Source organism: Agrobacterium radiobacter, from assembly GCF_040801995.1.
GTDB classification, from domain to species: domain Bacteria; phylum Pseudomonadota; class Alphaproteobacteria; order Rhizobiales; family Rhizobiaceae; genus Agrobacterium; species Agrobacterium radiobacter.
The window spans coordinates 1,866,164-1,880,823 of the sequence record NZ_JBEGHX010000002.1; the positions used below are offsets into that span (position 1 = coordinate 1,866,164).

Genomic DNA, 14,660 nt, shown 5'->3' on the forward strand with positions numbered 1-14,660 from the left:
ATGTCATCATATGAGTAGCGAAGGGATTCGTATTCTGCAAGAGGGAAGAGTGGCATGATGGGCGACAGGGTGAGGCCGCGGGAGAGGCGGGCACAACAGATCATCGATAATCTCAGCGCAGAAATTCGCAGTGGAAAACTGAAAAACGGTGATCAGCTTCCTACGGAACCGGAGCTGGAGCGCAGCTATGGCGTGAGTCGGACAGTGGTTCGCGAGGCGATTGCCGATCTGCGCTCTGCCGGCTATGTCGTTCCGATCCAGGGTAAAGGTGTTTTCGTCAGCAATGCCAGTGAATGGGCCGGCGTGAAACTGACGCAATCCGAGGTCGGCACCATCGCGGAAACGCTGGAAATGCTCGAGTTCCGGCTTGCGACGGAAGGGGAGGCGGCGGCAATCGCCGCCTATCGCCGCACGGCCCAGCAGGAAGCCGCAATCTCTGCGGCGCACCGGAAAATGGCCCGCGCCATCGATGCGGGTGAAACCACCGTCGATGCCGATTACGAGTTCCACACGGCCATCGCGATCGCCACCAATAACCGCTTTTATCTGGAGGCGCTGCGTCAGTTCGGTTCGCGCTCCATACCGCGTGGGCAGTTCCCGACACTGCCGGAAACCGGTGACGCGAATTATCTTCGCAAAGTGCAGGCCGAGCACGGGGCAATCCTCCTCGCCATCGTCGAACAGGATCCCGACGCGGCGCGAAAAGCCATGCGCGAACATATGCTTGCGAGCCAGCGCCGATACAGGTTGCTGTCGGAAGCGCAATAGTATCTCGACACTCATCTTATTTCATGCGATGTCATATGATGACTTGCATGGAGAGAGGAGAGAATCGATGTATGTCGGCACCCAGGTTGCTGCGCGCGATGACGAGGATTTCAGGGTTTGGGCGCAGCTCGGCGTCAAAAACATCAACGCTGATCCGCCCGGAAAACCCGCGAGCTGGACTTTTGAGGACTTTGAACGCCACCGTGACAAGGTCGAAAGCTTTGGCCTTGTCCTAGACATGGTGCAATTGCCGCTGCCGTCCCGGCCCATCGAACAGGCGTCGTATCCCGATATCCTGCTGGCCGGGCCGGATCGTGACCGGCAGATCGATGCGGTCTGCAAGATGATTGAAGATATCGCCAGGGCCGGAATCCCTGCCGCGAAATACAATCTCAACCTCATCGGCATTCCGCGCACGGAAATGGAGCGTGGCCGCGGCGGATCGCTCAATGAAGCCTGGCGCTGGGACAAGGCGGATCATGATGCCGCGCCGGGCCTGGCTGGCGTTCTTTCCGAAGACGAGAACTGGGAACGCATCGATTATTTCCTCGAGCGTGTGGTGCCGGTGGCCGAAAGTAACCGCGTGCGCCTGGCCTGCCATCCGCATGACCCCTATACACCTCCGGGTTACAGGGGCGTCACCCGCGTACTCGGCACGGTCGAAGGGCTGAAGAAATTCGTGCAGATGCGCGAGAGCCCCTATCATGGCCTGAATTTCTGCCAGGGGTCGATCGGTGAGATGCTCGACAATCCGCGTGAGGAGATCGACGACATCATCAGGTGGTTCGGCAGCCGCGACAAGATTTTCAATGTCCATTTCCGCAATATCAGCGGCGGCAAACTGTCCTTCATGGAGACCTTCCCCGATGAGGGCGACATGGACATGGTGCGGTCGCTGAAACTCTATCACGAACTCGGCTATCGCTACATGATCATGCCAGACCACGTGCCGACGATTGCCGGGCGCGATGCCGTCGGTGTCGCTTTCGCCTTCTGCTACGGCTACATCGCCGCCTTGATCGAAGCGCTTGATAACAAACATCTTTGACCATTCCGGCCCGCGACGCCCCGCTGCGTCGCGGCTTTTTCCCAAACATGAATTACCGATCTGTAGGAGGAGCAGGTATGAGAAAATCATTGATCCGTCTCGCATTCACCACCGCCCTTGGGGCCATGCTGGTGCAGGCCGCGCCAGCCCTGGCCAAAACACCCAATGACCAGCTTGTCATCGGAACGTCGCTGGCCCAGGTGCTGTCGCTTGATCCGCATCAGGCCACCGAAGCAAAAGCCAACGAAATCATGGCCAACCTCTATGACCGCCTGATTTCGGTGGATGGTTCTGGAAAGGTTTCGCCACAGCTTGCCGAACGCTGGGAAACAGATGACAAGGGCATCACCTTTCATCTGCGCGAGGCCAATTTCGCCTCGGGCAATCCGGTAACTTCGGCGGACGTCGTCTATTCGCTCAGCCGGCTGTTGAAGATGAACCAGGCTGCCGCAGCCAACCTCAAGCGCGTGGGTTACAACGCGGACAATATCGACAAGCTGGTGAGCGCACCGGATGAAAAAACGGTACGCATCGATCTTTCCGGTGAGACGACGTCTGAACTGCTTCTTTATCGTCTGGCCATGGTCATCGCCAGCGTTGTCGACAGCAAGGAACTCAAGTCGCATGAAACCAATGACGATTGGGGCAATGGCTGGCTGAGAACCAATTCCGCCGGTTCCGGTCCCTTTACGCTCAATCGCTGGTCGCCGAATGAGATCATCATTCTCGAGGCCAACAAGGATTATGTGGCCGGCAGCCCGAAAATGCGCCGCGTCATCGTTCGCCATGTGCCGGAAAGCCAGGTGGAACGCCTGATGCTGGAGCGCGGTGATATCGACATCGCCAGCGCGCTGACGGCTGCCGATCTTGCAATCTTCAACAACAAGGAAGGTTTCCAGATTCAGCGTGTGCCGACGGGCGGCTTCTACGTCCTGTCCATGAATGCCGGCAAGGAGCCCTTGTCCAACCCCAAGGTCCGCGAAGCGATTGCCTATGGCATCGACTATAAGGGCATGGAAAAGACCATCATGGGTCCTTATGGCCGGGCGCGCACGGTGCCGGTGCCGGAAAACTTCGAATATGCCATTCCGAGCCCGGACTGGAAGCTCGATGTTCCGAAGGCGAAGGCTCTCCTCAAGGAGGCCGGTTATGAGAACGGCTTCACGCTCAATCTGAAGACGATCGCGCAGACGCCGCGCATCGACCTCGCCACCGCGATCCAGGCCTCGCTCAGCGAGATCGGCATCAAGGTCAATATCCAGCAGGGTAACGGTTCGGACGTGATTGCCGCCCATCGCGCGCGGGATTTCGACCTGCTCATTCCGCAGACCGGCGCCTACATGCCGAATGTGCTGGGCTCGATGGAGCAGTTTTCCAGCAATCCCGACAACTCGCTTGCCGCCAACAATGCCGGCAATTTCGTCTGGCGCTCGGCCTGGGACATTCCGGAACTGACTGCCCTGACGGCAAAGGCTTCGCTGGAACCGGACGCCAAGAAGCGCGGGGAAATCTACACCCAGATGCAGGAAATGTTCGTCGCCCAGAAGCCGGCGGTGCTGCCGATGTTCGAGAGATTCGAGCCGATCGTGTTGAATGCGCGCGTGAAGGATTATGTGGGCCATCCCAGCCAGACAACCCGGCTGGAAAAGGTTACGAAGGACTAAGGGCAAACCACAGCCTCCGAAAAACCTGTGACGGGCGGTTTTACCGCCCGTTTTTTATCAGTGGCCAACCGCGGAGCCCGGCCGCGGCAGTGGATTGTCGGTATCATCCCCGCAATTTCAGGGGGTTTTCTCAAGGACTTCATCGGATTAGACCGTCCGATGACTATTCCTTCCGTCGGGCGAGAGTCGCGAACTCCGCTCACCCACCTCCCGAAGAATGCGTTGACGACCATGAACCTTGCACAGATAAAACTTCCGTCGCGGCCGCTGAGCCTCAAACGTGGCGTCATTTCGGTGCCGGCGGCCTATTATTTCTCCATTCCCGTGCTTCTGGTGATCACGGTCGTCATGCTCGTGGCCGAAGGCCCGGGCATATTGCGCGACTATCAGATCAGCAAAGACCCGCTGGAGATTGAAAACGGCGATATCAACGGCAGCTGCAAGACGCGCAAGGCGATCTTCACGACCTGCGAGGCGGATCTTTCCTATGAACAGGCGGGCGTGAGCTACAAGAAGGATGTCGAGGTCATGTTCGTCGATTTCCATTCCGGCGATTATGAAACCGGGCTGGTCATCTCCGCGAAGAACCCGGAACTCGCAACGATTTCGCTGGGCCTCGACATGCTCTGGAACCGTATCATCACGCTCGGCGTGTTCGTCGCCCTGCTCGGTTTCGGCAGTCTTGCGATGCTGTTCACACTTGTCCGTGTCCTGCGGGTTCGTCTGCAGCTGCGCAAGCCCGCGCCTTTGACCGTCATCCCGGTCGCGCTGACGGCCGTTGCCGAAAAACGCAGCCGTCTCTTCGTGACTTATGCCGATACTGTAAGGGACGATAAAACCAAGCGGCAATCCTTTACGCATCTGGAGCGGGGTCGCATTCCCGTTGTCGTCGGCCATACTGGTAAACATGATGTGGCGCTCGCGGTCCTGCATGGTAACAGCGCGTTACCGGTTCTGCTCGACGATCAGCTGGAACGGATCGACCTTACGGAGCAGGAGCGGGCGGAAGCTCTCGCATCGCTTGCCCCGATGGTCGCGAATGAGACACAGGGGGCTGCCGCGGCCCAGGCCGCGGCGATGAAGAAAGGGCCGGGTCTGCTGCGCAGACTGGGCACTTTCGTTGCCATCGTTGCCGTCATCATCGTTGCGGTGTTCGGTTACTGGCTGTGGTATGTCACAAGCGCTCCGTCGCAATTCAACTCGCCCGGAATGGACATCAACAACATGCTGCCGGCAGCACTGAACGAGTGGGGTTGCGCCCGTCTGCAGGAGCGTTTCACCGATGGCCCGGCGCCTTTCGGATGCACCGCGGCAGATTATCGAAGCTGGAAGTAAAAGCTTCGGTCGATCACTTTTTCGGGTCGGTTTGCCAAAAGTGTTACAGCTTGGCACGCCGGCCCGAATTCTTTTCCTTTGCGCGAGAAAATATTGATACAATTATCAATAGTTGCATTAGAGATTTATAAATAAAGCACTCCCATAGTGCCACCGTGAGCGGTTCTTCAGAGGCTGGGAGAGTGCAGCATGTTCACGGTTTTGGAATGCGTTGCCATACAGCACGACCGGGCGGTCGTTCTTCTTGCAGCTGTTATCTGCCTGCTTGGCATGTTTGCTTTTTTTCACCTTCTGTTGCGTGCGGAGGAAAGTCCGGCCGGCCGTAAGCCCTATTGGGTGCTGGTTGCCGCCTTTGCCGGAGGCCTCAGCGTCTGGGCCACGCATTTCGTCGCCATGCTCGCCTATAAGGGCGCGGTTCCGATCGGTTATGATTTCGCCTTCACGGCTTTGTCGGCGGTTTTCGCCGTTATCGGTTTCTGGCTGGCGCTCACCGCCCGCTCGCAGGCCGCTTACAGCCCTGTCATCGTCGGCACGCTCATTACCCTGTCGGTTGCCGTCATGCATTTCGTCGGAATGGCGGGAATGGATGTCGCCGCCACGATCAGCTACCGGTGGGGGCCGGTGCTGGGCGGTTTTGCGGTTGCCTGGGTGTCTTTCCTGCTGGCCTTTTTTCTTTTCCGTGGCATCGGTTCCTGGAAGCGCATCGCCGCGCCGGCCGCATCGGCGATTTTCGCGATCTGCGCGCTGCATTTCACGACCATGTCGGCCACGGTGCTTTCGCCGGATCCGTCCGTATCCGGGCCTGATCCTGACAATGTCGCCCGGCTGATCATGATCTGCGCCATTTCCGGCGTCACGTTCCTGATCCTGTCTTCCACCGCCGCTGCCGCCCTGGTGGATCGTTATCTTGTCGATCTCAAGGGTCTCGTGGATGCCACGCTTGATGGCCTCGCCGTCGTCCGCGATGGGCGGATCGTGGAGCTGAACACCCGTTTTGCCGGCCTTCTGGGCAGGGATGAAGCATCGCTGGTCGGACAGAACCCCGACGATCTCTTCAAGGCTATCGACGGACAGCCTGCTTATCTGCCGCGCCATACGCCGGTGGAGGCGGTGCGCGAGCGCGCCGGGCAGGCGCAGATATTCGAACTCAGCGTACGCACGATCGAATATCGCGGCCGCCCCTGTGAGGTGATGGCCATCCGTGACCTGACGGAAAAGCGGGAAGCGCAGCGGGAAATCGAATATCTCGCCCGCCATGATGTTCTGACCGGCCTTTCCAACCGCACCATGTTCCAGACCCGTCTTCACCAGCAGATCGAGCATTGCGACGAGGATGACGAATTTGCGCTGCTGGCGCTCGATCTCGACCGGTTCAAGGCGGTCAACGACATATTCGGCCATGCCGAAGGGGATCGCGTCCTGAAAAAGGTCGCCGCCATTCTCGATGAATGTGCAAGGGCAGGCGATGTGGTGGCCCGTCTCGGTGGCGATGAGTTCGTCATCCTGACCGCGCGGCACACCAGGGCGGAAGAGGCGCGCCTGCTGGCAGAGACGATCCTTGGCATGTTCGCACTGAAGATGAATGTCGCCAACGATCCGACCTCCGTTGGCGTCAGCATCGGCATCGCTGTTTTCCCACGGGACGGCCGGGATCATGAAAGCATCATGCATGCCGCAGATCTGGCGCTTTACCGCGCGAAGATGGGCGGACGCGGCATATTGGCTTTCTACGACCCGGTGATGGATCAGGAGGCGCGCGAACGCCGCCAGCTCGAGACGGATCTGCGGCTTGCCATCAATCGCAACGAGCTGCTGCTGAACTATCAGCCGGTGCTGTCAGTCGAATGCGGCCAGGTCGTCGGCTACGAGGCGCTGGTGCGCTGGCAGCACCCGACACGGGGCGTGGTGCCGCCGGATGTCTTCATTCCGATTGCCGAGGAAAGCGGGATTATCATCTCCCTCGGCGAATGGGTGCTGCGCGAGGCCTGCCGTCAGGCGGCCGGCTGGGCGCCGCATCTGAAGGTCGCGGTGAATGTCTCGCCATTGCAGTTTTCGCTGGCCAATCTCGGTCATGTCGTCTGCTCCGTCCTGATGCAGACCGGACTTTCGCCGAACCGGCTGGAGCTGGAAATCACGGAAGCTGCCCTTCTGAAAGATCGCAAGACGACGCTGATCATCCTCAACCAGTTGAAGGCGCTCGGTGTCGCCATCGTCATGGACGATTTCGGTACGGGTTATTCCTCGCTCAGCAACCTGCAGAGCTTCCCCTTCGACAAGATAAAGATCGACCGCAGTTTCATCGCCGCCATGAGTGATGATGACAATGCCCGCGCCATCGTGCGCGCGGTGATCGGCCTTGGCCGCAGCCTCGATCTGCCGGTCACGGCGGAGGGGATTGAAACGGATGCGCAATATCGCATGGTCGTCGACGAGGGCTGCGCGCAGGCGCAGGGTTATCTCTTCGGCAAACCGGATGTCGCGCCCGCGCAGGTCGTAAGAACCACCACGCGGAAGAAACATTCCGTTTGATAAAAGAGGCGACGGCGCAGGACGCCGTCGCCCCGCCTTTCCCACATCCGATGGAACGAGAGCGACGGCAGATCGTTAGGGTTGCGTATGGCGCGTCCATGCTGCGGTTGCCCCGGCGGTGCCGACGACCAGCCTGACGGGAGTGGTTTGATCCCCTGTCATGAACGCGCCTCGGATGAACTTCTATTGACGGGAGAGACCGCGATGACAGACCGCCTCGAGCCACAGGACCCGCGCAGCCAGTATCCGCGCCCGCCCTTTTCGACCCCGACCCAAGAGATGCCGGGTCTGGTGACGAATATGACGCCTTTCCCTGATCATGGTGAGAAAAGCTACAAGGGCACCGGCAAGCTTGCCGGGCGCAAGGCGCTGATCACCGGTGGCGATTCCGGCATCGGCCGCGCGGTAGCCATCGCCTTTGCGAGGGAAGGTGCTGATGTGGCGATCTCCTATTTGCCGGAAGAGGAGTCCGACGCCGAGGAGGTCGTGGCGCTGATTGAGGCGGAGGGCCGCGTGGCGGTTGCGCTGCCCGGCGATGTTACCGATGAGGCATGGTGCCGCGAACTGGTTGAGAAAGCGGCCGGCGATCTCGACGGGCTGGATATTCTGGTCATCAACGCCGCGAGACAGCAATATCGCGAAGACATAGAAGAACTGTCGACCGACGATTTCGACCGCACCATGAAGACCAATCTTTATGCCCTGCACTGGATTGCGCAGGCGGCTGTTCCCCATCTCAAGCCGGGGTCGTCGGTGATCACCACCGCCTCGATACAGGCTTATGAGCCCTCCGCCATCCTGCTGGACTACGCCACCACCAAAGCCGGTATCGTCGCCTATACGAAAGCGCTTGCCAAACAGCTCATCGAAAAGGGCGTGCGCGCAAATGCCGTTGCGCCGGGGCCGTTCTGGACGGTGCTTCAGCCGAGCGGCGGCCAACCGGACGAGAAGGTGAAGAATTTCGGCAAGGACAGCGATTTCGGCCGTCCGGGACAGCCGGTGGAACTGGCGCCCGTTTACGTGCTGTTGGCGTCGCAGGATGCGAGCTTCATCAATGGCGAGGTTTATGGCGTCACCGGCGGCAGGGGCATTGCCTGAGGCGATGCCCGCCAATGCCGGATAGACCTTTGAGGATTTCGAGATGAAACGGCAGGCAGAACGTTCAGACAGTAGCTTGAAGAGCTTCGATGTCCGCGACCGGCTGATACTGGCGCTTTATGCGCAGCTGAAAGCGGAGCGGCAGACCCGCGAGGCGATGGAGTGGGTGATCCGCAATGGTGGCCTTTCGCCGGAGGTGCTGGAAGCCATGGCGTCCGACCCGGTGCCGGTTCTGGCGGAGGCGGATGTACCCGCCATCGAGCGCATTCTGGCCGGCGACCGACGCCGGGAAATACCCTCCCGCAGCGATGACGAGGGACGACGGTCATGAACCGGAGAGCCAGTTGGAGAGGCCATCTGACCTTTGCCGATTTCAACTGCGAAATCGGCCTTTATTCGGCGCTGACCTCGGCGGAGAAAATCGCGTTCAATATCGTCAACCGCAAGACCGGCCACCGCGTCGAGCGGCAATATGTTGATAGTGATACCGGCGAGGCGGTTCTTCGCGACGATCAGGTCAAGGGATACGAGCTCGACAATGGTGATCATATCGTCATCGAGGGCGACGAGATCGCGAAGCTGATGCCAGAAAGCGACAAGGTCATTCGTGTCAGTCACTTCCTGCCCTGTGACGAGATCGACAAGCTTTATTTCGACAAGCCCTATTATCTCGCGCCGGGCGGGGAGGGTGGTGAAGAGGCGCTGACGCTTCTTGCCAGAGCGATGGACGACGAGAATGTCGCAGCTCTCGGCGAAGCGGTGCTTTTCCGCCGCAACCGTGTCCTGCTGATCCGTCCGAGCGGCAAGGCTCTCGTCGCGACGACGCTGAATTTCAGCTACGAGGTCCGTTCGCAGACATCCGTCTTCAAGTCGATCCCCGACATCGAGTTCGATGAGGAAATGTTGGAACTTGCCGGTCACATCATCGAAAAGCGCGCCGGCACGTTCGATCCCGCAGACTATAGCGACCGTTATAATGATGCGCTGGCCGAACTGGTAAAAGCCAAGATCGAAGGCCGGGAAATCGCGAAACAGCCGCCACGCCGGGAGGACAATATCATCGATCTCAAGGAGGCCCTGCGCCGCAGCGCCGGTGCGGGAGCGGACAGCAAGAAAAAGGCGACGGCAGCAGGCCGCAAGGCGTCGCGGAAAGCGAGCTGATCCATGGGATTGCAGGCCTATAACGCCAAGCGCAGTTTCGACAAGACGCCGGAGCCCAAGGGTGCGAAGATCGAACAGCAGGGATCGAGCTTCGTCATCCAGAAACACGATGCGCGCCGTCTTCATTATGATTTTCGGCTGGAAATGGATGGGGTGCTGAAAAGCTGGGCGGTGACGCGCGGCCCGAGTCTCGATCCCGAGGACAAACGCCTTGCCGTGCATGTGGAGGACCATCCCCTCAGTTATGGTGATTTTGAAGGTGTTATCCCCAAGGGACAATATGGCGGCGGCACCGTGATTGTCTGGGATCGCGGCAACTGGCAGCCGATCGGTGACGCCCGGAAAGGTTATCGCAAAGGTCATCTGGAATTTGAACTGGAAGGCGAAAAGCTGAAAGGACGCTGGCATCTGGTGCGCATGCATGGAAAGCCGGGCGAAAGCCGGGAAAACTGGCTGCTGATCAAGGGCGACGACGAGGAAGCCAGACATAAAGGCGGTGCGGATATTCTGGAGGAACGGCCGGAATCGGTGAAAACCGGGCGCAGCGTCGAGGAAGTCGCGGCCAAACCGAAAGATACTTGGAATTCCAAGCCGGTATCGAAAAAGACCGCCGCTTCGACGTCGGGCAAAAAACAGGCGCATGCGCTGCCCAAAGGCGCGCGCAAACAGACGATGCCGTCCTTTGTGCCGCCGGCGCTCGCGACGCTCAAGCCGAAACCGCCCGACGGAGATCGCTGGCTGCATGAAATCAAATTTGACGGCTATCGTCTGCAGGCGCGCGTCGATCAGGGCAAGCTCCAGCTCCTGACCCGCAGCGGGCTGGACTGGACGGAGAAATTCGGCGGGGCCGTGACAGGAGCTATCAAGGCGTTGCCGGTGGAAACGGTGTTGATCGACGGCGAAATCGTCGTGGAACGCGATAGCGGGGCTTCCGATTTCTCCGCCTTGCAGCAGGATCTGAGCGAAGGACGCAGCGACCGTTTCGTATTTTACGCCTTCGATCTTCTTTATCTCGATGGCAGCGATCTGCGTGGTGCGGCATTGAGCGAACGAAAGGCGCTGCTCGAAAAGCTGTTGTCGGCGGGCGATCCCTATCTCCGTTACAGCCAGCATTTTGAAGAAAGTGGCGCGCTTGTCCTCGACCATGCCTGTCGGCTCAGTCTTGAGGGTGTCATTTCCAAGGTCAAGAGCAGCAAATATGTTTCCGGGCGTAAGGGAGAATGGGTAAAATCCAAATGCTCGATGCGACAGGAATTTGTTATCGGTGGTTATACTGTCTCCTCGACATCGGACCACGCCATTGGATCGCTGGCGCTCGGTGTTTATGAAAATGGCAAGCTGCGCCATGTTGGACGTGTCGGGACAGGTTATACGGGCGAAGTGGCGGAGATGCTGCTTGGCCAGCTGAAGCCGCTTGAGCGCAAGGAAAGCCCGTTCGGTGAGAAACTCACCGCGCTTGCCCGACGCGATCTTCATTTCGTCAAGCCGGAACTGGTGGCGGAGGTGGAGTTTCGCGCATGGTCTGGAGATGGCAATCTGCGTCATGCCTCTTTCCGGGGGCTGCGCGAAGACAAGCCCGCAGGAGAAATCGAACGCGAGGAGAAGGCCGTGTCCGACACCAAGGCGCCGCAATCGACAATCAAGTTCACCCATCCGGACCGGCTGTACTGGCCGGACGATGGCGTGACGAAGGAGGGGCTTGCCGATTATTATGCGCAGGTCTGGCGGCACATCGCGCCCTTTGTCGTCAACCGGCCGCTGGCACTGCTGCGCTGCCCGGAGGGTATAGAAGGGCAGCGTTTCTTCCAGAAACATGCCTGGCGCGGCATCAACAAGGCGGTCGAGCAGATCAGAGACCCCAAGGACAAGGGCGGTGAACCGCTGATCCGCATCACCGATTTTGACGGCATGATGGCGCTCGTGCAATCTGCCGCGCTTGAAATCCACCCATGGGGCGTGACCACCGCCAATTGGGAAAAGCCTGACATGATCACCATGGATATCGACCCCGGCGAGGATGTGGCATGGGAAGAGGTGATCGAGGCGGCGCTGGAACTGAAACGGCGTTTCGAAGAGGCCGGGCTTGCCGCTTTCGTCAAGACCTCGGGCGGCAAGGGCCTGCATGTCGTCGCACCGCTGAAGCCGCAGGCGGGCTGGCCCCCGGTCAAGGCCTTCGCCAAGGCCATGGCGGCTGATATGTCGAAGGCCGAACCGGAGAAATATCTCTCCGTCGCCACCAAGGCGAAACGTCAGGGCCGCATTTTCATCGATTATCTGCGCAATGGCCGGGGCAATACGGCGGTTGCGGCCTATTCGACACGCGCCCGGCCGGGAGCCGCCATTTCAGCGCCGCTCGAATGGTCGGAACTGACAGCCGAGATCGGCCCGGCTCATTTCACCGTCAACAATATCGGGGCTCGTCTTTCCGCGTTGAAAAAAGACCCGTGGGACGGCTTTTTTGCCGCCGCCGAACCGCTGCCGAAAAAGGCCCGGTGAAGACGCCGATCCTCAGCTTCTCTTTTCGGAAGCGAGGCTTTTCTTCAGCGCATCCATGATGTTGATGACATTGCCGCCGGTGCGGGCCTTCGTGCCGGTTTTCTTTGGCGAGGAGGAGACCTCCTCGCCCTTGGTCTTCAGCAGGGACTTGATCTTTTTCTGAATGGGATCCTGCACCAGAGTTGGCTTCCAACCCGTGACCTGTTTGCCGATGCGTTTTTCCATGGCCTCCAGCAACGGCCGGTCGATTTTCATCTTCGGCTCCAGCGCGTCGATGCTTTCGCGCACCTCCTCGCCATAATGGAGCGTCCACAGAATGATGCCCTTGCCTGAAGGTTCCAGCAGGACTGCCCTTTCACGACGGTAGATCACCAGACGCGCAATGCCGAAAACATCGTTCGCCTTCATGGCTTCGCGAATGACGCTGAAGGCTTCGGTGCCGATCTTGTCTTCCGGGCGCAGAAAATGCGGACGGTCGTACCAGATCCAGTCGATCGACCCTTTCGGCACGAAGGTCTTGATATCGATGGTGCGGGTGCTTTCCAGCGCCACCGCGTCGATCTCGTCATCCTCCAGCAGCACATAATCGTCTTCGCCGCGCGGAAAACCCTTCACCTGGTTCCTGGCGGCGACCGGCCTGTGGGTGACACTGTCGACATAGCGGCTTTCGACGCGATTGCCGGTTTTGCGATTGAGGATGTGGAAGCGGTATTTGTTGCCTTCGGTCGTCGCAGGCGTCAGCGAGACGGAGGCCGTCACCAGTGACAGCTTCAGATAACCCTTCCAGAAAACCTGCCGTGCCATGTCCGCGATCCGCATTGGTCTCCCGGAACAACAGCCACAGGGTGGCTTTTGTTCCGATAGGTGCGGCAAATCGGGACAGCATTGGAGCTATCAGAACAGCGAGGTCAGCCCGTAAACGGCAGCGGAGATCAGTGCGGCTGCCGGCATGGTCACGATCCAGGCGATGACGATATTGCCGGCAAGCCCCCAGCGCACCGCCGAGACACGGCGTGCAGCGCCGACACCGATGATGGCGCCGGTGATCGTGTGGGTGGTGGAGACCGGAATGCCGAGCCATGTTGCGCCGAACAGCGTCAGCGCGCCGCCGGTTTCGGCGCAGAAACCCTGCATCGGGTTCAGCCGGGTGATTTTCGATCCCATCGTATGGACAATACGCCAGCCGCCGAAGAGCGTGCCGAGCGCCATGGCCGACTGGCAGGAAATCACCACCCAGAAGGGCACGTAGAAGCTTTCGCCGAGATGCCCCTGGCTGAAAAGCAGCACGGCGATGATGCCCATGGTCTTCTGCGCGTCATTGCCGCCGTGCCCCAGCGAATAAAGCGAGGCGGAGATGAACTGCATGACGCGGAAGGTGCGGTCGACCGCAAAGGGCGTCTGCCGCACGAACAGCCAGGACACGGCAAGCACGAGAACGAGCGCCAGGAAAAAGCCGATGGCCGGCGACATGAAGATTGCCCCCACGGTCTTCAGCAGGCCCGACCAGACGATGGAATTAAAGCCAACCTTGGCGAAACCCGCACCGACGAGGCCGCCGATCAGCGCATGCGAGGAGCTGGAGGGAATGCCGAAAATCCAGGTGACGATGTTCCAGACGATCGCGCCGATCAGCGCCGCGAAGATGACCTGCGGCGACACGATGGCCGGATCGATGATGCCGGTGCCGAGCGTTTCCGCCACATGCAGGCCGAAGAACAGGAAGGCGATGAAATTGAAGAAGGCCGCCCAGGCGACCGCATATTGTGGCCGCAGCACCCGGGTGGAAACGATGGTGGCGATGGAATTGGCGGCGTCATGCAAACCGTTCAGGAAATCGAAGAACAGCGCGATGGCGATAAGGCCGACGAGCAGCGGCAGGGCAAGCGCGACATCCATCAGACGTTCTCGATCACGATGCCGCTGATCTCGTTGGCCACATCCTCGAAGCGGTCGACGACCTTTTCGAGTTCGCCGTAGATTTCGCTGCCGATCATATAGGCCATGGCATCGCCGCTCGCGCCATGCCGGCGGAAGAGGTCCTTCAGACCCAGGTCGTGAAGCTCGTCGGAGCGGCCTTCGACGCGGGTTACCTCTTCGGCGATGGCCGAGAGGCGATGCGCATTCGTGCCGACCTTGTTGAGAAGCGGAATGGCTTCTGCAATCAGGCCCGCCGCGCGTACGATCTCGTGGCCCATCTCCTTCATCAGCGGGTCGAATTCGCTCTGTTCGAACAGGCGGATGGTCTTGACGGTCTTGTGCATCATGTCGATGGCGTCATCCATGGACTGGATGAGGTCCTTGATGTCGCCACGGTCAAAGGGAGTGATGAAGCTCCGCCTGACCGCAAGCAGCACCTCGCGGGTGATGTCGTCCGCCTGATGCTCTAGGGCGACGATGAGGTCGCAGTTCTTCTCGACGTTGATGCCGCTTAAAAGTTGGTCAAGGGCTTCAGCCGCTTTGATGACGGTTTCGGAATGTTTGCTGAACATGTCGAAGAAACGGTCCTCGCGCGGCATCAGCTTGCGAAAAATACTCATCATGCGAATTGGCCCTCAATGGCG

General features: G+C 59.5%; 12 protein-coding genes. 9 read left to right on the top strand and 3 right to left on the bottom strand.

All coding sequences use genetic code 11. The features are described 5' to 3' along the window. The first annotated feature begins 54 nt into the window (after positions 1-54). The 9 genes from MRBLRC7O_RS22355 (at position 55) to ligD (ending at position 12,099) form a co-directional block, all read left to right on the top strand. The gene (locus MRBLRC7O_RS22355) at positions 55-768 is read left to right on the top strand and encodes a FadR/GntR family transcriptional regulator (protein ID WP_087746944.1); all 714 of its coding nucleotides are present in this window, start codon (positions 55-57) and stop codon (positions 766-768) included. Positions 769-835: 67 nt separating this feature from the next. Next, positions 836-1,816: a mannonate dehydratase gene (locus MRBLRC7O_RS22360; RefSeq protein ID WP_060725552.1), complete on the top strand. Its 981-nt coding sequence runs from the start codon at positions 836-838 to the stop codon at positions 1,814-1,816. A gap of 77 nt (positions 1,817-1,893) precedes the next feature. After that, positions 1,894-3,480: an ABC transporter substrate-binding protein gene (locus MRBLRC7O_RS22365; RefSeq protein ID WP_003505595.1), complete on the top strand. Its 1,587-nt coding sequence runs from the start codon at positions 1,894-1,896 to the stop codon at positions 3,478-3,480. Positions 3,481-3,711: 231 nt separating this feature from the next. Further along, on the top strand, positions 3,712-4,815 hold the full coding sequence (locus tag MRBLRC7O_RS22370; protein WP_139786294.1) for a hypothetical protein: 1,104 nt from the start codon (positions 3,712-3,714) through the stop codon (positions 4,813-4,815). A 189-nt stretch (positions 4,816-5,004) separates the two neighbouring features. Beyond that, a complete protein-coding gene (locus MRBLRC7O_RS22375; RefSeq protein ID WP_060727243.1) occupies positions 5,005-7,344 on the top strand; it encodes a bifunctional diguanylate cyclase/phosphodiesterase in 2,340 nt (779 codons plus the stop codon). Positions 7,345-7,548: 204 nt separating this feature from the next. Continuing rightward, positions 7,549-8,442, top strand: a complete 894-nt coding sequence (locus MRBLRC7O_RS22380) for an SDR family oxidoreductase (RefSeq protein ID WP_077998800.1) — start codon at positions 7,549-7,551, stop codon at positions 8,440-8,442. Positions 8,443-8,485: 43 nt separating this feature from the next. Continuing rightward, positions 8,486-8,773 carry a hypothetical protein gene (locus tag MRBLRC7O_RS22385; RefSeq protein WP_080864459.1) on the top strand — a complete coding sequence of 96 codons (288 nt, stop codon included), beginning with the start codon at positions 8,486-8,488 and terminating at the stop codon, positions 8,771-8,773. Next, positions 8,770-9,603 carry a non-homologous end joining protein Ku gene (gene ku, locus MRBLRC7O_RS22390; protein WP_367727674.1) on the top strand — a complete coding sequence of 278 codons (834 nt, stop codon included), beginning with the start codon at positions 8,770-8,772 and terminating at the stop codon, positions 9,601-9,603. The genes MRBLRC7O_RS22385 and ku (MRBLRC7O_RS22390) overlap by 4 nt, the downstream gene beginning before the upstream one ends. A gap of 3 nt (positions 9,604-9,606) precedes the next feature. Beyond that, positions 9,607-12,099: a DNA ligase D gene (gene ligD / locus MRBLRC7O_RS22395; RefSeq protein ID WP_367727675.1), complete on the top strand. Its 2,493-nt coding sequence runs from the start codon at positions 9,607-9,609 to the stop codon at positions 12,097-12,099. Positions 12,100-12,111: 12 nt separating this feature from the next. Here the strand turns inward: ligD and ku (MRBLRC7O_RS22400) are convergent, their stop codons facing one another. From ku (MRBLRC7O_RS22400) to MRBLRC7O_RS22410, 3 genes are all read right to left on the bottom strand, one after another. Beyond that, positions 12,112-12,903 carry a non-homologous end joining protein Ku gene (gene ku, locus MRBLRC7O_RS22400; RefSeq protein ID WP_367727676.1) on the bottom strand — a complete coding sequence of 264 codons (792 nt, stop codon included), beginning with the start codon at positions 12,901-12,903 and terminating at the stop codon, positions 12,112-12,114. Between the two features lie 90 nt (positions 12,904-12,993). Continuing rightward, positions 12,994-13,995: an inorganic phosphate transporter gene (locus MRBLRC7O_RS22405; protein ID WP_003505604.1), complete on the bottom strand. Its 1,002-nt coding sequence runs from the start codon at positions 13,993-13,995 to the stop codon at positions 12,994-12,996. Then, positions 13,995-14,639, bottom strand: a complete 645-nt coding sequence (locus MRBLRC7O_RS22410) for a DUF47 domain-containing protein (protein ID WP_080864455.1) — start codon at positions 14,637-14,639, stop codon at positions 13,995-13,997. Before MRBLRC7O_RS22410 ends, MRBLRC7O_RS22405 begins: the two co-directional genes overlap by 1 nt. Positions 14,640-14,660: the final 21 nt, after the last annotated feature.